23 protein-coding genes and 1 tRNA gene are annotated in these 21,483 nt (G+C 51.5%); 8 read left to right on the top strand and 16 right to left on the bottom strand.

Annotation, left to right across the window (positions count from 1 at the left end):
• Nucleotides 1-53: 53 nt before the first annotated feature.
• On the top strand, nucleotides 54-1,061 hold the full coding sequence (locus NR177_RS01175; protein ID WP_256852129.1) for an FRG domain-containing protein: 1,008 nt from the start codon (nucleotides 54-56) through the stop codon (nucleotides 1,059-1,061).
• Between the two features lie 219 nt (nucleotides 1,062-1,280).
• Here NR177_RS01175 and NR177_RS01180 read toward each other — a convergent pair whose 3' ends face one another.
• The 9 genes from NR177_RS01180 to NR177_RS01220 form a co-directional block, all read right to left on the bottom strand.
• A complete protein-coding gene (locus NR177_RS01180) occupies nucleotides 1,281-1,523 on the bottom strand; it encodes a DNA polymerase III subunit theta (protein ID WP_022622234.1) in 243 nt (80 codons plus the stop codon).
• A gap of 55 nt (nucleotides 1,524-1,578) precedes the next feature.
• Nucleotides 1,579-1,935, bottom strand: a complete 357-nt coding sequence (locus tag NR177_RS01185) for a hypothetical protein (RefSeq protein WP_256852130.1) — start codon at nucleotides 1,933-1,935, stop codon at nucleotides 1,579-1,581.
• 60 nt (nucleotides 1,936-1,995) lie between these two features.
• The gene (locus NR177_RS01190) at nucleotides 1,996-2,337 is read right to left on the bottom strand and encodes a hypothetical protein (protein ID WP_256852131.1); all 342 of its coding nucleotides are present in this window, start codon (nucleotides 2,335-2,337) and stop codon (nucleotides 1,996-1,998) included.
• Nucleotides 2,337-2,771 (bottom strand): hypothetical protein, encoded by a 435-nt coding sequence (locus tag NR177_RS01195; protein WP_256852132.1) that lies wholly within the window; start codon nucleotides 2,769-2,771, stop codon nucleotides 2,337-2,339. Before NR177_RS01195 ends, NR177_RS01190 begins: the two co-directional genes overlap by 1 nt.
• 113 nt (nucleotides 2,772-2,884) lie before the next feature.
• Nucleotides 2,885-3,529: a hypothetical protein gene (locus NR177_RS01200; RefSeq protein WP_256852133.1), complete on the bottom strand. Its 645-nt coding sequence runs from the start codon at nucleotides 3,527-3,529 to the stop codon at nucleotides 2,885-2,887.
• Between the two features lie 160 nt (nucleotides 3,530-3,689).
• Entirely contained in the window at nucleotides 3,690-4,244 is a 555-nt protein-coding gene (locus NR177_RS01205; RefSeq protein ID WP_256852134.1) for a hypothetical protein, read from the bottom strand.
• Nucleotides 4,245-4,297: 53 nt separating this feature from the next.
• Nucleotides 4,298-5,503, bottom strand: a complete 1,206-nt coding sequence (locus NR177_RS01210) for a conjugal transfer protein TraF (protein ID WP_372340326.1) — start codon at nucleotides 5,501-5,503, stop codon at nucleotides 4,298-4,300.
• Nucleotides 5,504-5,598: 95 nt separating this feature from the next.
• Nucleotides 5,599-6,588: a conjugal transfer protein TraE gene (locus NR177_RS01215; protein ID WP_256852136.1), complete on the bottom strand. Its 990-nt coding sequence runs from the start codon at nucleotides 6,586-6,588 to the stop codon at nucleotides 5,599-5,601.
• 173 nt (nucleotides 6,589-6,761) lie between these two features.
• Nucleotides 6,762-7,310, bottom strand: coding sequence for a pili assembly chaperone (locus NR177_RS01220; protein ID WP_256852137.1), 549 nt, complete (start codon nucleotides 7,308-7,310; stop codon nucleotides 6,762-6,764).
• A 195-nt stretch (nucleotides 7,311-7,505) separates the two neighbouring features.
• Here NR177_RS01220 and NR177_RS01225 point away from each other — a divergent pair, with 195 nt between their 5' ends.
• Together NR177_RS01225 and NR177_RS01230 are read left to right on the top strand one after the other, a co-directional pair.
• Nucleotides 7,506-9,059, top strand: coding sequence for a conjugal transfer nickase/helicase domain-containing protein (locus NR177_RS01225; protein WP_256852224.1), 1,554 nt, complete (start codon nucleotides 7,506-7,508; stop codon nucleotides 9,057-9,059).
• A 29-nt stretch (nucleotides 9,060-9,088) separates the two neighbouring features.
• Nucleotides 9,089-10,054: a site-specific integrase gene (locus NR177_RS01230; protein ID WP_256852138.1), complete on the top strand. Its 966-nt coding sequence runs from the start codon at nucleotides 9,089-9,091 to the stop codon at nucleotides 10,052-10,054.
• 283 nt (nucleotides 10,055-10,337) lie between these two features.
• Here the strand turns inward: NR177_RS01230 and NR177_RS01235 are convergent.
• The 6 genes from NR177_RS01235 to aspA form a co-directional block, all read right to left on the bottom strand.
• Nucleotides 10,338-10,413, bottom strand: a tRNA-Phe gene (locus NR177_RS01235).
• 106 nt (nucleotides 10,414-10,519) lie between these two features.
• Nucleotides 10,520-11,098: a transcriptional regulator gene (locus tag NR177_RS01240; protein ID WP_063878111.1), complete on the bottom strand. Its 579-nt coding sequence runs from the start codon at nucleotides 11,096-11,098 to the stop codon at nucleotides 10,520-10,522.
• 64 nt (nucleotides 11,099-11,162) lie between these two features.
• Nucleotides 11,163-12,860 (bottom strand): protein-disulfide reductase DsbD, encoded by a 1,698-nt coding sequence (locus NR177_RS01245; RefSeq protein ID WP_256852139.1) that lies wholly within the window; start codon nucleotides 12,858-12,860, stop codon nucleotides 11,163-11,165.
• On the bottom strand, nucleotides 12,836-13,150 hold the full coding sequence (cutA, locus tag NR177_RS01250; RefSeq protein ID WP_172897589.1) for a divalent cation tolerance protein CutA: 315 nt from the start codon (nucleotides 13,148-13,150) through the stop codon (nucleotides 12,836-12,838). Before cutA ends, NR177_RS01245 begins: the two co-directional genes overlap by 25 nt.
• A gap of 57 nt (nucleotides 13,151-13,207) precedes the next feature.
• Nucleotides 13,208-14,509, bottom strand: coding sequence for an anaerobic C4-dicarboxylate transporter (locus tag NR177_RS01255; protein WP_145393446.1), 1,302 nt, complete (start codon nucleotides 14,507-14,509; stop codon nucleotides 13,208-13,210).
• A gap of 114 nt (nucleotides 14,510-14,623) precedes the next feature.
• On the bottom strand, nucleotides 14,624-16,060 hold the full coding sequence (aspA, locus tag NR177_RS01260) for an aspartate ammonia-lyase (RefSeq protein ID WP_063881083.1): 1,437 nt from the start codon (nucleotides 16,058-16,060) through the stop codon (nucleotides 14,624-14,626).
• Between the two features lie 322 nt (nucleotides 16,061-16,382).
• Between aspA and NR177_RS01265 the strand changes: the two genes are divergently transcribed.
• The 4 genes from NR177_RS01265 (at nucleotide 16,383) to NR177_RS01280 (ending at nucleotide 19,611) form a co-directional block, all read left to right on the top strand.
• Nucleotides 16,383-16,844, top strand: a complete 462-nt coding sequence (locus tag NR177_RS01265) for an FxsA family protein (protein ID WP_096011453.1) — start codon at nucleotides 16,383-16,385, stop codon at nucleotides 16,842-16,844.
• 233 nt (nucleotides 16,845-17,077) lie between these two features.
• A complete protein-coding gene (locus tag NR177_RS01270) occupies nucleotides 17,078-17,371 on the top strand; it encodes a co-chaperone GroES (RefSeq protein ID WP_014606761.1) in 294 nt (97 codons plus the stop codon).
• 48 nt (nucleotides 17,372-17,419) lie between these two features.
• Nucleotides 17,420-19,069: a chaperonin GroEL gene (groL, locus tag NR177_RS01275; protein WP_063878115.1), complete on the top strand. Its 1,650-nt coding sequence runs from the start codon at nucleotides 17,420-17,422 to the stop codon at nucleotides 19,067-19,069.
• Between the two features lie 191 nt (nucleotides 19,070-19,260).
• Nucleotides 19,261-19,611 carry a DUF4156 domain-containing protein gene (locus NR177_RS01280; RefSeq protein WP_063878116.1) on the top strand — a complete coding sequence of 117 codons (351 nt, stop codon included), beginning with the start codon at nucleotides 19,261-19,263 and terminating at the stop codon, nucleotides 19,609-19,611.
• Between the two features lie 189 nt (nucleotides 19,612-19,800).
• On the opposite strand, the gene epmB is transcribed toward NR177_RS01280, so the two are convergent.
• Nucleotides 19,801-20,829 (bottom strand): EF-P beta-lysylation protein EpmB, encoded by a 1,029-nt coding sequence (gene epmB, locus NR177_RS01285; protein WP_256852140.1) that lies wholly within the window; start codon nucleotides 20,827-20,829, stop codon nucleotides 19,801-19,803.
• A 40-nt stretch (nucleotides 20,830-20,869) separates the two neighbouring features.
• Here epmB and efp point away from each other — a divergent pair, with 40 nt between their 5' ends.
• Nucleotides 20,870-21,436, top strand: a complete 567-nt coding sequence (efp, locus tag NR177_RS01290) for an elongation factor P (RefSeq protein WP_013024304.1) — start codon at nucleotides 20,870-20,872, stop codon at nucleotides 21,434-21,436.
• Nucleotides 21,437-21,483 lie beyond the last annotated feature (47 nt).

Below are 21,483 nucleotides of genomic sequence, written 5' to 3' on the forward strand. Positions count from 1 at the left end.
CTTAATCAACTCTCCCAAATGTGGGAGTGGATAAGAGATTTTAGAGGCTTTTTATGAGTGAAATGATTTTTAGCAAGCATTTTGATAAAGCTGAAGAGTTGATGAGTGCATTGTCGCCATGGTCAACTTTTTATCGGGAAAATGAGCTAAAAAAATTTATTTTCAGGGGGCAGGAAGATTCTAATTATAAATTAACACCCTCCGCATTGAGAGACACATCTCAGAAAAACATGATACCAAAAATGAATATGTTTTTGTATGTGCATCCTAAGAATGCTGATTCTCAGTGTATCTCTCCTCAAATTGAGTATCAGCTGATAAGGGACTTTTATCGTCAGGCAGATATGCAGGGCTTACAGTTACCAGCATCCAGAACCTTACGGAATCTTTTATACGAAAAGACTGATATATTTACAATGGCTAATTGGGATGAAGATGCAATCTGGTTGCCTGATGACATGTTGGAAGCTGCTGCCCTGGCACAGCACTATGGTGTGCCAACTCGTCTGCTTGACTGGAGTTATAGTCCTTTTATAGCTGCCTTTTTTGCTACTACTCCTGCTCTTGAAGGTCTTGGAACAGGATTTAGACGGGATGGTAATTTATGTATCTGGGGGTTTAATAGAGACGTGGTAAGTAATATGCACCAGATTTACAGGAAATCAAAATCTGGTTCAACTTCTGATTTATTCCCCGAGTTTCCGTTAAAAATAATAACCCCGCCCTATAATGGGAACCCCAATTTAGCGGCACAGCAAGGTCTCTTTACTCACTGGTCAACCAAACCAGGGAGTATTAATTCGTTAATTTACAACAAGGTCGCTAAGAATTTATATGGAAATGATTTAGTAGAGCAAATTGAAAAATACAATTATTCCTTGAGGTTTACAGGGATTAGTAAAACATTCCTTAAATTGACATTGCCAAATGCAGAGGCTGAAAAAATAGCCAGTTACCTCAGACAATTAGGTTATGGTCCTTCGAAGCTTTTCCCGGGTTATCAGGGGGTTTCTTTTGAACTTAATGAACGAATTCACTTCGAGAGAAAACCCAGGGAATGACATGCTTAAACTTGTTGCTGACTGAAAACCATATCAACCCGTCACCTACAGCTCAGCAACTGGTATTTGTAAGAATGATAAAACCCCGCCTCTACGGGGTTTAGCGTTTGTCCTGTTCAGGAGCCCATTCAAGTCCGCATTTATCGCAGGACCATTTTCCGTTTGGATTTTTCCTGATGCCATAGAAATTGCAAAAGGGACATGTTTTTGGCTTATACACTATTTTCCATCCTCTTTCTGGTAAACAGGATCAGTGCCACGCGGAAACTTCAAAGCTTCGTTTCTGTAGTGCTGAAGCCTTTGTCTGAAGTATTCCTGAAGCTCTTCCGGTTGCTGTCTCTCGACTTCCGAAGGAATAACCGGCAGATTCATGCGTTCTTTATAAGCAACCCCTGATGCGGCCAGATCCACGTTGACCTTATCCCGCTCTTCTTTACTTTTTGCTGCAATGTTGTGTGACATATGAAGTCCTCCCTGACAAAAGTATATCAGGAAAGGGGCGCTATTTAGCTTAAACCTATGGCGTCACATGGGGCATGGTGGCTGAGAGTTCAATCCGGTCAAGAATACCTTCATCATAGCCTTTTTGAATAAGGCATCGCTTGACACTCACAACAGAGGTATCAAACCCCATAAGCCATATATCGCCATCTCTGGCTCTGACAAAATTACCAGTGAGCTCGAATTTGTCATCAGCGGATTCATATGGAACGCCTGAAAGTGTAATCACATTGAAATCACATGTACCTGCCTTATCTTTGCCATGTTTGAACAAAACGGTAGCGGCAAACATAACAATAAAAATTAAAAAGCTCAAAGCTATAAATACTTTAAAAAACAATCGCTCGTAATTGATAAACTTTTTAACGTCCATTTTCAACTCCTGTTCAAAGTCGTTATGAATCCTCTGAATCATTCAATGGATGAATGTATTTCATTTTGACTGAGCAATTCTGCTCAGTGTTTTTTCGCTGTACCCTTTAGCGATAAGACAGTCTTTGACATTAACAACCGAATTGTCATTTCTCCTGATTTCGATATTGCTCTCGCTTCTGAAAAAACGGCCAGTAACATTTGAGTTTTTATCTGCGGATTCGGAAGGAATGCCAGAGACAGTAATGACGTTGAAATCACACTGCTCTGTCTGTAATAATTTCTCCCTTTTAATATAGGGATACCGTAAGAAACAGATTAACAGTATTAAAGCAAAAGCAATCAATTGCATTGACCCGATCACCTTTGAAACTTCTTCAAATTCGCTTAACTCTCTTTTCATTATTTAACCTCACTGATGCTGCGTTTTAATGCACTGTACAAAAAGTCGCACTCAGCCTGTTTATTGGCTTTAAAGGGTTTTTCGGAAAGCCACTGGGCATTGCCCGGCCAGCCGAAGACTTTAAGGACCTGACGACCACGTAGATAAAGCAGTCCCCAGCCCGGGGGCAAATCTGCAACAGTAATAATGCCAGGTTCAGACAGGTAAAAGCGCCAGTCACCCAGCCCCGTTTCGGGGGCAATACGAAACGGCTTTTTCCGGTCAGCCAGAAAGTCAGCTCTGGAACACTTACACTCAATCAGGCATGAGGCACCGTTGCGAAATCCAATAGCGTCCGGCAACTCCCCAGAATTACTCCATGCTCGAAATCCGTCGCCGAGCGTAACGGGGAAACCGTTGCTGCGCAGAAACCGTTCTGCACGCCGGCACATCATTTCATGAGCATTCACTCCCGGTGAGGGCAGAGCTTTTATCTCAGTATTTACGAGTGTTTTTTTTCTTATAAAGACCATCAGGGGCCTCTTCGTATTGATTTTCTTTTTCAGTATTAATCGTGATATGGAAGCGCGTCAGGCTCATTCACAATATCCGTGTTCGATATGCTCTGGAGATACGCCAGAGCGGTCTCAAGCTGGTCGAATTCTTTTAAACTAACTCTTCTCATATAACTTTCAGTTAATATTCCGTAAAAATTTTTATGAGTGTTATATATGAATGAATAAGAACACTCCTTAGTGGGGAGATTATGAATGCTCATTAATTTTTCATTGCTCTCACCGGCTCTGATGTATTGCATGACAAATTCAACCATAGCGATATTTTTTGCCAGCTCAGCTGATGTTGTCGTTTCAAATCCTACACTGAAAACAACCTGGTTAGTTTCACAGTTACGCATCCCGGATTTAATTAGTCCTTTTTGGCCTATCCAGTATTCCTGATACTCATACATTGCAGGCGTGGGGTTAGAGATATCAAAAATGGCCTGCCAGTTAGGTTCATCTCCCCAGGACTTAATTACCAGTATGTCTCTCTGATTATAAAGCTCAGAAAGCTGGCACTCAGCCTGTTCCAGATTTCGCTTAGCACGCTTTACAGAACGCTCCCGACGTTTAACGGTGTTCTCGGCCGCTTCTATATCTGCATCCAGTCTTTCTGAATTCAGTAAGTCGATTTTATTTTGCACATACTTCATAGACCATCCTAAGGCTCCCCGGAGCCAGTAGTAAATTACGTCGCGTCTTGTAAAGGGATCACCGTAATGACTGTGTGCCTGATCTGCGCAGTACACCTCATAATCAGCATGCTCTTTCATGGTTCTGAGGCATCGGATAATCCGGTGCCAGCTGACAGCCTTACTCTGCTTCACCGCGTGCCGCCGCATGAATCTGACTGAAAAGACGTTTCGTCCAGGCATCGGTGACGTGCTTCGGATCGGATGAGATATACGTTGATACAACAAAACTCCCCGCTTTGTTGCCGGTGGCCCCGGTGCCTTTGAACGTGCGGCGAACCTCAATCGTCAGCCTGTCATTTCCCGCCCAGTTCCTGGACATGCGGTAATAGTTGCCGGGCTCTGCCGACCAGCTGGTTCCTTCTGAAACGGCCGAGGCTGACCAGCCCGCATTCCCCTGGCCGCTGTTGCGTGCGGCAGCCACATCCCCGTCTGATACGAAGCCAAACTTTTCTTTCAGACGCATCGCCACGGTATCGGCCGGTATGGCAATGGGGCCGTAGGCATCACTCACCTGACTGCGTTTTTCCGCTGTTGTCTGGTCTTTTACATCTGAAGGCATTGGATGGCCGTCATTAAGCCAGCCAGACTGGCCGATACCGCTCATGAAGCTGCTGCAACCTGTAAGCGTGGTCGCCAGCACAATGGCAGACAGATTTAGGGCTTTTTTTGACATGCTATTCTCCGGTTAACAGGCGGGCTGCACCCGGCAGCCCGCGTTGTTCATCATCAGAAAGTGAAAGAAAGCTGCGCGGCAGCGCCATAGCTGCGGTCTGTGCCGGCCATGCCGGTCAGGTCGAGATGCACGACGTTGAAGGGTGAAATCCCCACACCGGCGGTAAACATGCTGCGATCGCTGTTGCGCATGTCTGCGCGGTAACCGGTACGCAGCTGCGCCCAGTTCCAGGCATTCAGCTCGGCGCCAATACCGGCATACTGTGCTTTTTCATCCGAGGCAAAACCGCTGGCCGGTGTCAGGTCAACGTCTGTGGCCAGCGTGACAAAACCGTTGCTCCACGCCGTGCCGGCAGTCGCCTGCGGGCGGATCTGGAACGTGTCCGTGATGCCGTTGATTTCACGCGTACTGATGTTACGCGCCACAAGGTTTTGTCCGGTCAGTCCGACTGTCCACTCTGGCGTCAGCTGAGCCGCAAAGCCGACGTCGACGTTTGCGCCGCTTTCGGAACGCTTCCAGTCGCCGCTGCGAAAATCTGACGCGCTGTAGTTACCGACGGAAACGTTGTAGTTCCAGGTATCCACGCGCTGGACCTTTGGCGTGATACCGACAGAAACCGGAATGTCAGCCAGGGTAAACTGATGCGCTGCGGCGATACCGTATTCCGTGACCAGTGCGGCGACGCCCTGCGCACGGGAGGTCATCTGGTCAATATCCGTCTGAGTCGGCGAGAAAATGCCGCTTTGTGCCGCATCGAGATACGCCAGGTCACGCTGTGTGATATCGGTGCGGACCTTCGCCTGTCCCCAGCCTTTGGCCACAAAGGCGAAAGGGAGGGTGTCATTGGGAATGGCAATCACCGCAGAAAGCCCGGCACTGGCATGCCCGCTGTCGCCGTCGACGTCCTGCAGGGCCTGTTTCAGCGCGGCCGCCTGTCGTGAGCTGTTGCCGGTGCCCGCAGAATCGCGGAAGTCGTCAAAGGTGCTTTTTACCCTGTCCAGTCCGTCACGCAGGTTATCCGGATCGCTGATTTGTGCCCCCACGCCCGGCAGGATGAGCCCGACGTCGTCACCGGCATCGTGGCGGGTCATCAGCGCGGGGTTGGCCAGCGCAGCGGCAAGATAACCGGAAGAGGCCACGCCGGTTCCCCCCATGGCGTCGTTACGCGCTTCGGTCCAGGTTGTTGCAGCATTCACTGACGGCACGGCTGAAGCCAGTAATGCCAGAATGATGCTGCGGGTTAACAGTTTTGCTTTCATCATTTATTTCCTTTTCTTGTTTTTGACAAAGGGGTTTCCCTGGTGCTGATGCACCAATTAAATAAACAGGCCTGGTTTTTATTATTTAAATACGGTTAACCGAAACTCATGACTTCTTTCAGATAATCTTCCCATTCAGGCGTAATATGAAACGCCGGATTTATGAAGGGTATTAATTCCTCCTCGTTCCACATGAAATTTTGTCCTGGCCTGAGCTTACCCATAATACTTTCATCAGTGACGGATGAGACCGAAAACGGCAACTCAGATCCGTCTCTCAGACTATCAAATAACCTGCCCGGTACTTTGCGAAAAGAAATTTGAGCAACCCTTCCTTTTAACCGCAGTAATTCACAGAAAGAGAGAAAAGCGTTTGTCTCTGATTCAGGAGTGACCCGAAGAGGAACCACGCCGGTTAAATAATTACTTTCAAAGGACACGCCATTGATATATTTATCCCGGGTCGCTGTGATTACCATCTCGTGTCTGAAATTTAGCGCTGGCTCACCTTCATTATGCTGACGTCTGTAAAAACGTAAGGAGTTAATCACTGTATCTTTGTGCGGCAGAAGGCATTCAGCGGCCTGCCAGAAGTCACGCATTAACACGGTCTTAACCGGAAGGATATCTTCTCCGGCGAGCCAGCCGGACTGGACACCGAACCATGACGCAAGCTGTTCAAGCACAGGCAGGGTAAGGTGATCAAGCGTGCGCTCCCGGTTCTCAAGCACACTCATGCCGATGTTCAGCTCAGAGAGCAGTGTGGCCACCTGCACCACATCAAGGCTGTGGCGGTTCATCAGGTGCCAGAAGCGCTCATAAACACGGTTTACCGTGGCTTTGCGGGGTGCTGTGGTTTCTGTCATGACGCCCTCGACAATCACATTGACCAGCTCTGAAACGGAGATGCCGAGCTTGTGTGATACCTGATTCACAAATTCCCGTGATGCCGGCCGGAAACGAATGGTCACTGGCGGACTTACGGTTTTCTTCCCTTCCACAAGCTGTTCAAGCAGCTGCCTCTGCTCATCGGTCTGCTCTAAGGCGACGCGGGACATGATTTCTGTCAGGTTCATGCGTTTCATAAAGGCCCTGGTGTTGGCTGACTGAGAAAATAATTTGTTAATCTTTTCTGTATTCGGTTTGAATACAGTACCTGGCAAAACCGTGCCTTGTATAACGCGATATTTCGATCGTTCAGATCGAATACATGTGTGTAATCAGTGTGAACATTGCCTTCGTGACTTAACACCCGAAATTATTTTTCCGGTTCAGAAGTTTTTTTCAGCAGCATCACCGGCCACCGGGTCCTGGACGGACAGCGCCAGCGCCACTGCCGGAAGAGGATTTCCAGCTGCATCAGCGCGCGGGCTGAATCCCGGAAAGGGACGCTGGTCAGCCTGCTGCGGTAAGACCAGCCCCGCACCTTAAGGTATGTCCTGAGCCTGGCCGCACGGGCAGGCGTCAGAAGGTGCGAAGCAACAACAACGGTTTTTCCCCCGGCTAAGGCGGCTTCAGTTGACTCAGACACCCCCGACCAGAACCAGCTCACGCGCTCAGGCGTGAGTCCGACGGTTGGCTGACAGGGTGACAGATGAACGGTGATACGTTTTCTGCGGCTCAGTATGCAGGGCTTTCTGAGCAGCTGACGGGTCAGCCAGTCGAGGGGTCTGAGCAGAAACGGAGAGAGTGCCGTAAGCAGCCACATAAAAAAGAATGCGTCACAGCCGGATGAAATAAAAAGGCTGATGCTGCCGGACAGCGTCAGCCACAGCAGAAGGTACAGCGCTACCAGACGTTGCTGCATGAGTGTGTTCAGTTTAATTAAAGGAAGGTTGCGCAAGAAAAGCACGGGACGTTAAAACCGTCCGCCGTTAATCCTGAATCCGTTCCTGAAAATTAACGCAAGCAGAATATCTCTCTGCACTAAATCCAGGTTTAACGTTGCAAATGTCGCCCCGTCTCTTAGCGTTACGTCATTTCAGATAAAGAGCGGGTGTCGATGGAACGGGTGATGAAGTGGCTGACGGGGCGGGGAAACAACAGGCCTGCCGGGCTGCCGGCAGATACGGTCGTCAGAGAGGTGGCGTTTCGCCCGGTTCTGGAGGGCAGTACGCTTTTGCAGACGGAGGAACGCCGCAGGCTTGTCAGGATGCTGGCAGATAACAGCCCGCTTTCACAGTCCGTTACCGGGGCATGGTGGCTGATGCCTGCGCAGACGATGCTTGAGCGTGTGCAGGACTGCCCGGCCGCATGGAACGGTGCCTATTCGTCACCGGGGGGATTTGGTGACCTGAGCCTCGGCGTAGCAGTGCGGGCGGTCAGGCTCGTCAGGGGAATGATGCTGCCGCCAGGCGCAACACCTGAAGAGCAGTCGACACAGGCACCGGGCTGGGTCTGCGCGGTATTCTGGGCAGGCCTGTTTCATCATCTGCCCTGGCTGACGCAGGTGGAAGGCGCGACACAGTCCGGAAAAATCTGGTATCCGGGGCTGCACAAGCCGGACAGTCCGTGGCGGGTCCGGCCCGCAAAGACTGCCCGGGCGCCGGCCCTGACAGGTCAGTACATGGCGGCAAAGCTGCTGCCTGAGACCGGCATGCTTTGGCTTCACCAGTGGCCGGAAGCATCGCGCTGCCTTCTCCAGTTCCTGTCGGGTGAACGCACCGGGGCCGGTGTGCTTTACAGCATCATCATGCAGGCGCGGGAGGGGGCGGGTGTTGCTATAGATGGTCTTTCAGATACTACTGGAGCTTCTTCTGTAAACCCTATACTGGAAACGCAACATGCTGATAATGCCCCAAATTTAGCACATAACGCACCTGTCCTTTTGTCCAGTCACATCATTTCAGCAAATGTTTCAGAGCCAATTGAAAGTAATGAAGCGACTTATACTCCCCCTCAGGCAGCCGGAGAGGAGACGGCTCTAGGAACAGAAATACCAGAGTTACCGTTACTGAGCTCCGCGCTGCAGTCTGCTCTCGGCGGGAGCGAAGCGACTGAGTATGGTTCAGAGAGTGAAAATGAAAAGGAAGATTCAGAAATTAAACAGGGAGTGGATTTACTTTCGGTACTGGACCTGATGGCTAAAGGGGAAGCACCCGTTTTATCAGCCGAGCAAGCTGCTGTGGTAATGAAGCAGGAGCAAACGGAAGACGGGAAGCCGGTGGTCGACAGTGAACCCTGTGGGGGCAACGTTTTTCTGGACTGGCTGCGGGAGAACGTGGAGGCCGGTAAAATTACCGTTAATGAGTCTGACAGTCTTCTGCATGTGCTGTCCGGCTTTATTTTTATGATATCGCCCGATGTGTTTTTCCGGTTTATTTCCTCGCAGCCAGATAATAAATACGAAAAAAACAAGCTGCAGAAAAACTTTGAATCACTGGGCCTTCATCACTCACGAAATGGTAAGGGTCTTTACTCTTACCATAAATATGACTCGCCGGATAAACGCGGTCAGTTCACCAAACTGTCGGGCTACATGATTAAGTCTGACATTATTTTAAAGAAAGGAAGCTGTCTTTCAGACAGCAAATGGCTCTTTCCCAAAAAAGAGTAATTACAGGGTTAATAAAATACGAGGTTACCATGTCTGAAAAAACGACCTTCGATGACATTCTGAACGACTATTTTTTCAGTAAGGTTCTCCGTCCAGCCAGTGAATGGAGCTACAGAAAGGTTGTAAAAACTTTCACAGAATTCAGTGAAGGTAAAATATTACCTGAAAGTATATGTCGCCTTGATGTTCTCAAATGGCGACGTCACGTTTTGAACGAACAAAACTGCAGTAAACGGACATGGAATAATAAAGTTGCACATATGAGAGCGCTGTTTAACCACGCTATAACGCACTCTCTCGTTACTGCCCGGGACAATCCGTTCAATGGCGTGGTCGTTAAGCCAGACCGTAAACGAAAGAAGACGCTTACCCGGGAACAAATGAAGAAAATTGATCTCGTAATGCATCGAAAAATTGAACAGGAGCAGATCGGTATTCATGATCCCCGGCCGAACGCGCTTGAACCCGCATGGTTCTGGATGACAGTGATTGAAACGCTAAAGTTTACAGGCATGCGTCAGAACCAGCTGCTGCATATAAGGCTGTGCGATGTGGATCTTAAACAGGGTGTTATTGAGCTGAGACCTGAAGGCTCAAAAAATCATCGTGAACACCGGGTACCTGTCACTGACAAGCTGAGGCCTCGCCTTGAAGATCTGTACCGTCAGGCTAAACAAATGGGCGCAAGGCCGAAGGATCAACTGTTTAATATCAACCGTTTCAGTCGTTTAAAAAAGAAAAACGTCATGGGCGGTAACATGGATCACCCTCCAATGCGGGCGTTTTTCAGGCGGCTTTCACGCGAGTGTCAGTGTGATATCAGCCCGCACCGTTTCAGACATACTATCGCTACAGACCTGATGAAAACACCGGAACGAAGCCTGAATGACGTGAAAATGTTGCTGGGGCATTCAAGTGTTGCGGTTACTCTGGAGTACGTTGAAGCGAATATGGATCATCTCCGAAGAAATCTTGAAAGCGCATTTATGCTCTAGGACTATTCCTAAGTCAAATTTCTAACGGATTGATATCAGTGGAGGAAAAATTAGCGCGGTTTCATTTACAGATCGTTGACACAAACCTTGTGAAAAGGTAAAAACCTGTAATTGAAATACTAGGGATGTGAGAAATCCGGATGATGTTACGAGCATCATCCGGATTCTTAATCCCATAATCTTCAGGTGCAGAACGAATGTGACTCATCCTGCACGATGACGAAAAGGGATCTCTGTCTTGCCCGTTAAGGATCTCATCTCTTAACGAACAGGCTCTGAAGAGTGGTGCCCGAACCCGGAATCGAACCAGGGACACGGGGATTTTCAATCCCCTGCTCTACCGACTGAGCTATTCGGGCAACGGGGCGCATTAAACCGTAAAGGCCGCAGGCCGTCAACGGCTTTGATAAAAAAACCACGTAAAACGTGACTGATTGCCTGAATTTCAGTCAAAGACGCAAAAACTCAGGCCAGCGCGCCGTTTTTGCGGCAGAGAGCGATGCTCAATACGTCTTCCGCCAGGCGTTTAGCCACATCAACGTCCTGCACATTACGTTTAACCAGCAGTTTGCTCAGGCAGCCTTCGAGGATCAGCTCCATTTGATCGGCAACCATACTGGGGTTATCCAGGCCAAGCGAGGTTAAGATGCTATGCGTAAATTGCCATGAGGCGCGCTTCTGCTTTTCTGCCAGCTGATGGATGGGCTGGTCAGGCTGAGGATAAAAACTGCAGGCGGCGATAAACAGGCAGCCTGGAAAGCGGCCCTTGCTGACCTGCTCGTTTAATCCTTCATAGCGAGCCATCAGCTTCTGGTCCGGGCGCAGGGCGTCATTCTGCAAAATGTCATGACGCCACTGTGCAATCTGCTGGGCGTGAAACTGCAATGCATCGTAGAGCAGCGCGTCACGATCGGGCCAGAATTGCTCAAGCTGCGTCAGGCTGAGCTGCATATCATCGGCCAGGATTTTCAGCGATGACGTGGCCGCCAGACCATTTTGCTCAAGTACGTTTAATGCATGGTCGAGTATCTGTTCACGTTGCAAATCGTTTTCCTCTGGTATTCAGGCCTGTTTTGATCAACAGACTGGGTCCTGGTGCCAGTTTTGTTTACTCACGCAATTTCTGCAAATGCGCACGAAAATCATCTGCCTTCAGGAAGCCGGTGATACGCGATCCCGGGATCTCTTTTCCTTGCGCATCAAAGAACAGAATCGTGGGTAACCCTAGCACGTTCAGGTGCTGCAACAGCGCATTATCGGTGGTTGTGTTCGCCGTAACGTTAGCCTGCAACAGCTGCACATTGTTCAGACTGTCACGAACCGCGCTGTCGCTAAAGGTGTATTTCTCAAACTCTTTACAGGCCACGCACCAGTCCGCATAGAGATCCACCATGGTGATGCGCCCCTGGGCTTGCTGCAGGGCCTGGTCTACCTGTTCAACGGTTTGAACAGACTGAAAGGGAAGGTGTGCGATGTTTTGCTGCGGCGCGCCGCTGCCGAAAGCCCAGTCCTGCAACGGCCGGGCGCTGATCAGCGCGGCGGCCAGCATAATAATTTGTACCACGCGCCATTTACCGCCGCTGGCGCGTAAGCTGGCACTAAATGCCCACGCAAAGAACGCCACGCCCAGCAGGCTCCACAAACGCACGCCCCACAGATCGCCGAGTATCCGCTCCAACAGGAAGATCGGCAGCGCAAGAATGACAAAGCCAAACCCTTCTTTGATGGTCTGCATCCAGGGGCCGCTTTTGGGGAGGAAGCGATTACCAAACAGCGTCACGGCGATCAGCGGTAATCCCATACCGACAGCATACAGCCACAGGGTGCCAGCACCGGCCAGTAGATTACCGCTCTGGGCGATATACAGCAGAATGGCGCTGAGTGGCGCGGTGGTGCAGGGTGAACAGATTAAGCCTGCCAGCGCGCCCATCAGGAAAACGCCCGGCAGTGAGCCGCCCTGCTGACGGTTGCTCCACAGTGTCAGGCGGGTTTGTACGCTGGCGGGGAGCTGTAGCGAGAAAAGGCCAAACATCGACAGGGCTAACAGAATAAACAGTACCGATAAGCTGATAAGCACATAAGGATGCTGTAAGGCCGCCTGAAAACGCAGGCCAGCCGCCGCCACGATCACACCCAGCACGGTATAAGTGAGCGCCATCCCCTGCACATAGACCATGGCCAGTGCAAACAGCCTGCCCAGCGAATAGTGACGCTTACCGCCAAGGATGATGCCAGAGATCAGTGGATACATCGGCAATACGCACGGCGTAAAGGCAACGCCGATACCAATCAGCAGCGCCCACAGGGGTGAAAAGGGCAAAGGACTACTGGCGCTTACAGACTTAGCGACTGGCGCACTGGCGGTGGCAGCTACCGGCGAAAGGGGAATGCTGCGGGTTTCGGGTGGATAACAGAAGCCTGCGGCGGCACAGCCTTGATAAGTCACGCTGAGGGTCGCCCCTTGCGCCGCCTGCTGCAGCATGACGGGCACGCTCAGATCCTGGGGATAAATCTCGCTTTTGCCAAAAAATTCGTCTTCATGCGGCTGGCCCGCGGGCAGGGCTAAGGGCGCAATGCGGGCATCATGGGGGACGACCTTGATTTGCTGGCGATAAAGGTAATAGCCGTCTTTGACTTTCCAGTGCAGATTAAGCTGCGAGTCGTGCTGATCGAAATCAAAGGCAAAAGCCTGATCAACGGGCAGAAAGCGGCTGGTGGTTTTTGGGGCAAACAGGTCAGCCTGCGCCTGCAGGCAGATAAACAGCGCCAGGACCAGGGTGATTAAGCGAGAGATGCGTGCAGCCATGACAAGTATTCACTGTCTCCATGTTGAACCGGCAGTACCAGCAGCTCTGGTACATCGTAAGGATGCGCGTGCTTGAGCAGGTCGATCAGGGCCTGCTGATGCGCAGTGTCGCATTTGAGTAACATCTGAACTTCGCTGGTCTGCTCCAGTTGGCCCTGCCAGATGTAACAGGAGGTCGCTCCGGGTAAGAGGGTGACGCAGGCGGCTAACCTGGCCTGAAGCGCCTGGGTTGCCAACTGTTGCGCACAGGCCTGATCCGGGGCAGTACAGAGGATGACTACGGCGTTCATCACGAGGAATCTCCTGGAAATAACGCCGATAGTAGCACGTTCACCGCGCCGCTGTGATTACAGCAATAGTCCACCAAAGATAAAGCCACACATGACGGACAAGGTGATAGCCAGCACGCCCGGAATAATAAAGGCATGATTGAACACAAACTTACCGATTCGGGTCGAACCGGTATCATCCATCTCGACAGCGGCTAACAGCGTGGGATAGGTGGGTAAGACAAACAGCGCAGAAACGGCGGCAAAAGAGGCGATAGCCGTCAGTGGTGTCACGCCAAGCGCTAACGCGGCGGGCAGCAGGGCTTTTGCGGTGGCCGCCTGCGAATAGAGCAGCATGGAAGAGAAGAACAGCACCAGCGCCAGCATCCATGGGTAGGTTTTTAGCGTGTCGCCCGCCAGCATTTGAATGTCTGTCAGATGGGCTTTCACAAAGGTATCGCCCAGCCAGGCCACGCCCATCACACAGATACAGGCACTCATGCCGGACTTGAAGGTGCTGGCGCTGAGGATAGCACCGGTATCAATTTTGCAGGTCAGACTGATCAGCGTAGCAATGGTGAGCATAAACACGACGATCGCCTCATTGCGCGGCAGCGGCGGATTAGCGATCAGGTGGACGCTTTCGCTGGTGGCGGTGGCGTAAATCACCACGGCGGCAATACCGACCAGAAAGAGCAGGACCGATTTTTTGGCCCCGGGCTTCGCCTGGTAAACCGTGGCACCGCGCAGCGTCACTTCGCCTTTAGCCAGTCGCGCCTGATAGACCTCATCATCTTTCAGCTCTTTACCCAGGAAGTTGGTCACCAGGGCGGCAAGAAACAGCCCAACCATGGTGGCCGGAATGGCAATCGCCAGCAGCATGATATAGCTCACCCCGCGCGGTTCCAGCAGCGTGGCAAAGAACACCACTGCAGCGGAAATGGGGGAGGCGGTAATCGCGACCTGAGAGGCGACAACCGCAATTGATAAAGGCCGGGAAGGGCGGACGCCTTGTTCCTTCGCCACTTCGGCAATGACGGGTAAGGTGGAGAATGCAGTGTGACCGGTGCCAGCCAGCAGCGTCATCATATAGGTCACCAGTGGCGCAAGAAAAGTGACATAACGGGGATGACGGCGCAGTAACCGCTCGGCAAGGCTGACCAGATAATCCATCCCGCCCGCCACCTGCATGGCTGCAATCGCGGCGATGACGGCCATGATAATTTCGATCACATCAAAGGGGATAACCCCCGGCTTCATACCAAAACCCAGCGTCAGGATCAGCACGCCCATGCCGCCGGCAAACCCAATGCCGATACCGCCAAGGCGCGCGCCCAGCCAAATCGCCAGCAAGACGATAAACAGCTCAACCAAGAACATGTGCCACTCCCGAAATTGTGATGAGTCGACGAGCAAACTCATCCTTTTAACAAACAAAAAGGCACATCGTTTTGATTACGATGTGCCTTTTACATCAGTAAGTGCAATTAAGCCTTATTGTTCGTTTTCATCGGTATAACGTTTGGCTTTGTAAACCGGATACATCAGGTTCTGCACGGAGAAAATATCGTCCAGCTCGCTTTCGGTAAGCAAGCCGCGCTCCAGAACCACCTCGCGCACGCTTTTACCGGTTTCGGCGCAAATTTTGCCGACGATGTCGCCATTATGGTGACCAATGTACGGGTTCAGGTAGGTGACAATACCAATGGAGTTAAACACGTAAGCTTCACAGACCGCTTTGTTGGCCGTGATGCCGTTGATGCATTTTTCCAGCAGGTTGTAACAGGCGTTGGTCAGGATGCTGACCGATTCAAACAGCGCCTGGCCAATCACCGGCTCCATCACGTTAAGCTGCAGCTGGCCGGCTTCGGAGGCCATCGTGACCGTGGTATCGTTGCCGATCACTTTAAAGCACACCTGGTTCACCACCTCAGGCACGACCGGATTCACTTTGGCAGGCATGATAGAGGAACCGGCCTGCAGTTCCGGGAGGTTGATTTCATTAAGTCCGGCGCGCGGGCCAGAAGAGAGCAGGCGCAGGTCATTACAGATTTTAGAGAGTTTCACCGCCAGGCGCTTCAGGGACGAGTGCACCATAACGTAGGCACCGCAGTCGGAGGTGGCCTCTATCAGATCTTCCGCTGGCACCACCGCCAGGTTACTGACCTCGGCCAGTTTCTGCACGGCTAACTGTTGGTAGCCATCTGGCGTATTCAGGCGTGTACCGATGGCGGTCGCCCCCAGGTTAACCTCCAGAAGCAGTTCGCCGGTACGCAAAATGCTCTTGGTCTCTTCATTGAGCAGCACGCTAAAGGCGTGGAATTCCTGGCCGAGCGTCATAGGAACGGCATCCTGTAACTGCGTTCGGCCCATTTTTAAGATGGTCTGGAATTCGTCAGCTTTACGCTGGAAGCCCTCGGCTAACTGACTGATGCCGTCGAGCAGTTTCAACAGGGAGCTGTAAACCGCGATGCGAAAGCCGGTCGGGTAAGCATCATTGGTAGACTGACATTTATTAACGTGATCGTTTGGATTCAGGTACTGGTATTCGCCTTTCTGATGCCCCATCAGCTCCAGGCCAATATTCGCCAGCACCTCATTGGTATTCATATTCACCGAGGTGCCCGCACCGCCCTGATACACATCGACCGGAAACTGGTCCATGCAGCGACCTTTGTCCAGCACTTCATCGCAGGCCTGAATAATGATGTTGGCGATATCCCGCGGCAGGGTTTGTAGCTCTTTGTTAGCCATTGCCGCCGCTTTTTTCACCATCACCATGCCGCGAACAAACTCAGGAATATCGCTGATTTTGCTGTTGCTGATGTAAAAGTTCTCAATCGCACGCAAAGTATGAACGCCATAATAAGCATCCGCCGGAACTTCGCGCATGCCTAACAGGTCTTCTTCGATACGAATGTTGTTCGCCATGATAACCTTCTTGTTGTCACTGCTAACCATCGCAGATGATGTGTTTGTTTTGTGGGGAAGCGCCAGAACCGCTATTTTATCCGTATTCAGGCGGGTGAGCACGATCCTATTCTGACCCAGCCCAAAAGCGCGAACAGAGATCACCTTACTGGCATCGTTACGTTAACAATATGTGAAATCGCTCACAAATTTAACCCTGAAGCAAAAATTTGCCTGATGTGGTTGAAATGGGCGGCCTTAATGACCATCTCTGTATCTTGTCATCATGAATTTACACGCTGCCGGGCGATCAACCGGGCAGCCTGACTCACAGGAGAATCCGGTGCGCTGGTTACCGTTAGTGATCTTTTTCGTACTGGCCTGGATTGAGATCTCGCTTTTCATTCAGGTTGCACACGTCCTCGGCGTGCTGCTCACTATGCTGCTGGTGGTTTTCACCTCATGCATTGGCGTGTCTTTGGTTAAAAACCAGGGCATGAAAAACTTTATGCTGATGCAGGAGAAGCTGGCGCGTAACGAAAGCCCGGCGCAGGAAATGGTGAAAAGCGTTTCGCTGATCATTGCCGGTTTCCTGCTGCTGTTGCCAGGTTTCTTTACCGACCTGCTGGGCTTGCTGCTGTTACTGCCGCCGGTGCAGAAACACCTGACGTTAAAATTGATGCCGCATCTGCGCGTCTGGCGTGGACCCGGCGCAGGCCCGGACAGTGGTTACACGATGGACGGCGAGTTCGAACGCAAAGACAGCGATCGTCTTGAACATCATGACGATCCTAAAGATCGTTAATCTCTGCCTCTCAGGCGCGACCTCAGGTCGCGCTTTTTGTTTGTCTTTTAGCCAGTTCGCCTGGTTTGTCTAAAAAGTCGCCAGTTGTGCCATCAGACTAAAAAAATTTGTGGGTTGCCCCCTTGAAAGTGTCAGGTCGCGGCCCTATCTCTCTGGTCACGAGGCCGGAAGCCACACAGCCCGGTATTCAACCCAAAAATGAATGATTGGACTTCTCAAAGGAGAGCTATCAAATGAAAATTCGTCCATTACACGATCGTGTCATCGTGAAGCGTAAAGAAGTTGAAGCTAAGTCAGCGGGTGGCATTGTGCTGACCGGTTCTGCAGCAGGCAAATCCACTCGTGGTGAAGTTCTGGCTGTGGGCAAAGGCCGTATCCTTGAAAGTGGTGAAGTGAAGCCGCTGGACGTACAAGTTGGTGACGTAGTGATCTTCAGCGAAGGCTACGGTGCCAAAACTGAAAAAATCGACAACGAAGAAGTCCTGATCATCTCTGAAAGCGACATTCTGGCGATTGTTGAAGCGTAAGTTTTACGCGTAATTCACTGAACGAAACGAATTTAAGGGAAATTTGAAATGGCAGCTAAAGACGTAAAATTCGGTAATGACGCACGCGTAAAAATGTTGCGTGGCGTGAACGTACTGGCAGATGCAGTAAAAGTTACCCTGGGCCCGAAAGGCCGTAACGTGGTTCTGGATAAATCTTTTGGTGCACCGACCATCACTAAAGATGGTGTCTCTGTTGCGCGTGAAATCGAGCTGGAAGACAAGTTCGAAAACATGGGCGCACAGATGGTGAAAGAAGTGGCCTCTAAAGCGAACGACGCTGCGGGCGACGGTACCACCACTGCAACCGTTCTGGCGCAGTCCATCATCACCGAAGGCCTGAAAGCCGTTGCGGCGGGCATGAACCCGATGGATCTGAAGCGCGGTATCGACCAGGCGGTTATCGCTGCGGTTGAAGAACTGAAAAAACTGTCTGTGCCTTGCTCAGACTCTAAAGCCATTGCTCAGGTTGGTACCATCTCTGCGAACTCCGATGAAACCGTGGGTACACTGATTGCTCAGGCAATGGAAAAAGTGGGCAAAGAAGGCGTTATCACCGTTGAAGAAGGCACCGGTCTGCAGGACGAGCTGGACGTGGTTGAAGGTATGCAGTTCGATCGCGGCTACCTGTCTCCTTACTTCATCAACAAGCCAGAGACGGGCGCAATTGAGCTGGAATCACCGTTCATCCTGCTGGCTGACAAGAAAATTTCTAACATCCGTGAAATGCTGCCAGTGCTGGAAGCCGTTGCGAAAGCCGGCAAACCTCTGCTGATCATCGCGGAAGACGTCGAAGGCGAAGCGCTGGCGACCCTGGTGGTTAACACCATGCGCGGTATCGTGAAAGTGGCTGCGGTTAAAGCGCCTGGCTTCGGCGACCGTCGTAAAGCCATGCTGCAGGATATCGCTATCCTGACCGGTGGTACCGTTATCTCTGAAGAGATCGGTATGGAACTGGAGAAAGCAGCCCTGGAAGATCTGGGTCAGGCGAAGCGTGTGGTGATCAACAAAGACACCACCACCATCATTGATGGCGTAGGTGAAGAGGCTACTATTCAGGGCCGCGTAACCCAGATTCGTCAGCAGATCGAAGAAGCCACGTCTGACTACGACAAAGAAAAACTGCAGGAGCGCGTCGCGAAACTGGCAGGCGGTGTTGCCGTACTGAAAGTGGGCGCAGCAACTGAAGTTGAAATGAAAGAGAAAAAAGCCCGCGTTGAAGATGCCCTGCACGCAACCCGTGCTGCGGTAGAAGAAGGTGTGGTTGCGGGTGGTGGTGTGGCGCTGGTTCGCGTTGCAGCACTGCTGACCGAGCTGCGTGGTCAGAACGAAGACCAGAACGTGGGTATCAAAGTTGCGCTGCGCGCAATGGAGTCACCACTGCGTCAAATCGTCTCTAACGCCGGCGAAGAGCCTTCTGTTGTAGCAAACAACGTGAAAGCAGGCGACGGTAACTACGGTTACAACGCGCAGACTGAAGAATACGGCAACATGATCGACTTCGGTATTCTGGACCCAACCAAAGTGACTCGCTCTGCTCTGCAGTACGCGGCGTCGGTTGCTGGCCTGATGATCACCACCGAATGTATGGTCACTGACCTGCCGAAAGGCGATGCACCAGACTTAGGTGCAGGCGCTGGCGGTATGGGTGGCATGGGCGGTATGGGCGGCATGATGTAATTGCCCTGACGCTTGCGTCATAAGAACCCCCGATCGGAAACGGTCGGGGGTTTTTCTTTTGCTGAGGAAAAGGTATAAGTAGTGGCGCAACGGTGACGTTGGCACGGATTAGGGCAATGAATGTTCAGAAAAAATGCGTGTTTTTCTGCTACGCTGCCATCCGACACTGATGATAATAAATGGGGATTATAATGCGTATTAACCTCTTGCTCGGTCTTACGGCTGGTGCGTTATTGCTTACAGGCTGCAGCAGCTCTACCGACCTGACTTCTGCTGGTCAGCGCGTCACCTTTACCGACCAGCAACCTGGCAAACAATGTCAGCTTCTGGGTAGCCTGACCGGCTCGCAAAGTAACTGGTTAAGCGGAGCCGGTGGTGAAACCAGCGCACTGCGTGGTGCAGCTAACGACCTGCGTAACCGTGCAGCAGAGATGGGCGGCAATGTCATTTATGGTGCGACCAGCCCGACACAAAATCTGCTGTCAGCCTTTGCACCACTCGACAGCAAAATGACTGGCCAGGTTTATAAGTGCCCTAACTGATTGTCCGCTGAATAAGCAGAGTTTTTGAGACGACCGGCCTGCGAGCCGGTCGTTTTTTTATGGCTGATGTGTTGTCGCCGTATTCACGGCCTGTGAGCTGCCAGCGGATGCCGGACGCGACCTTCCGCGTGCGTGGTCTGTCCGGGCGGCCATGAGCGTGTGTGATTGACCGCCCAGGTGACCGCGTTTTTATTCCTGACGAAGCTGTAGATCCAGCGGCGTTTTGCTCGGCTCGCCGCCGATTTCTCGTGCCAGCTTAGGCACCAGATAACCGGAGACTAAGGGCAACAGGCCGCGCATCAGCGCGCGGGCTTCCTCATCGGAAACATAGAAATGGGCCGCGCCCTGCACCTTGTCCAGCACATGCAGGTAGTAGGGCAGAATGCCGGCATTGAACAGCGCATTGCTCAGCGCCGCGAGGGTTTGCGCCTCATCATTCACGCCGCGCAGCAGCACGCTCTGATTAAGCAGCGTAACGCCAGCACCTTTCAGGCGCAGCATGGCATCGCAGAGTGCCTCATCAATCTCACGGGCGTGGTTGATATGGGTTACCATCAATACCTGAAGCCGCGTCTCAGCCAGCATCTGACATAGCGTTGCCGTGATGCGGTCCGGAATCACCACCGGCAGTCGGCTGTGAATACGTAGCCGTTTCAGATGCGGGATAGCGGCCAGCGCGTCAATGAGCCAGGCCAGCTCATGATCTTTTGCCATTAAGGGATCGCCGCCTGAAAAGATAATCTCATCCAGTTCCGGATGAGCGGCAATATAATTCAGCGCGGCCTGCCAGTTACGCTTGTTGCCCTGATTATCCTGGTAAGGAAAATGACGGCGAAAGCAGTAACGGCAGTTCACGGCGCAGCCGCCTTTGACCAACAGCAAGGCACGATTGTTATATTTGTGCAGTAATCCCGGCACCACGCTATTTTGTTCATCGAGTGGATCGGTGCTATAACCTGGCGCGTCGATAAACTCCTGACGGCTGGTCAGTACCTGTAGCAGGAGCGGGTCCCGTGCATCGCCTTTTTTCATCCGTTGGATAAAGGCGCGCGGCACGCGCAGCGCAAAAAGTCGGCGTGCGTCACTGCCAGCAGCCAGATCCGGATGATGGTCGAGCGCTAAAAGTTGCAGTAATTCATGAGGATCAGTGACAACATCAGCAAGTTGCTGCAACCAATCTTCTCTGGAAGGGGAATTTAGGGTTACAATGTGTGCCATTTTTTTGGCTATTACCAGTTAATATCTACAGAGGGCCTTTATGGCGACTTATCTTAGCAACGATTTCCGTCCCGGTCTTAAAATCATGTTCGAAGGCGAACCTTATGCCATCGAATCAAGCGAGTTCGTTAAGCCGGGTAAAGGTCAGGCGTTTGCACGTGTAAAAATGCGTCGTCTGCTGACCGGTTCACGCGTTGAAAAAACCTTCAAATCAACGGATTCTGCCGAAGGCGCAGACGTGAAGGATATGACGCTGCAGTATTCTTACAACGACGGTGATTTCTACTACTTCATGCACCCTGAAAGCTTTGAGCAGTATCAGGTTGAAGCAAAAGTGCTGGACGAAGTACAGAAGTGGTTGCAGGACAACGCGGAGTGTATCGTAACCTTATGGAACGATAAACCGATTGCGGTTCAGCCACCAAACTTTGTTGAGGCAGAAGTCATTGAAACCGACCCAGGCCTGAAAGGTGATACCGCAGGTACAGGCGGCAAGCCAGCGACACTGTCAACGGGTGCGGTCATTAAAGTGCCATTGTTCGTGCAGATTGGTGAGGTGGTGAAAGTTGACACCCGCTCTGGCGAATACGTGTCACGCGTAAAATAAACATGAAAGGCGCATTTCTCTGATGCGCCTTTTTCTTGAGTGAGTTC

Origin of the sequence: Pantoea sp. Fr+CA_20, assembly GCF_024520835.1 — a bacterium.
GTDB lineage: Bacteria > Pseudomonadota > Gammaproteobacteria > Enterobacterales > Enterobacteriaceae > Pantoea > Pantoea allii.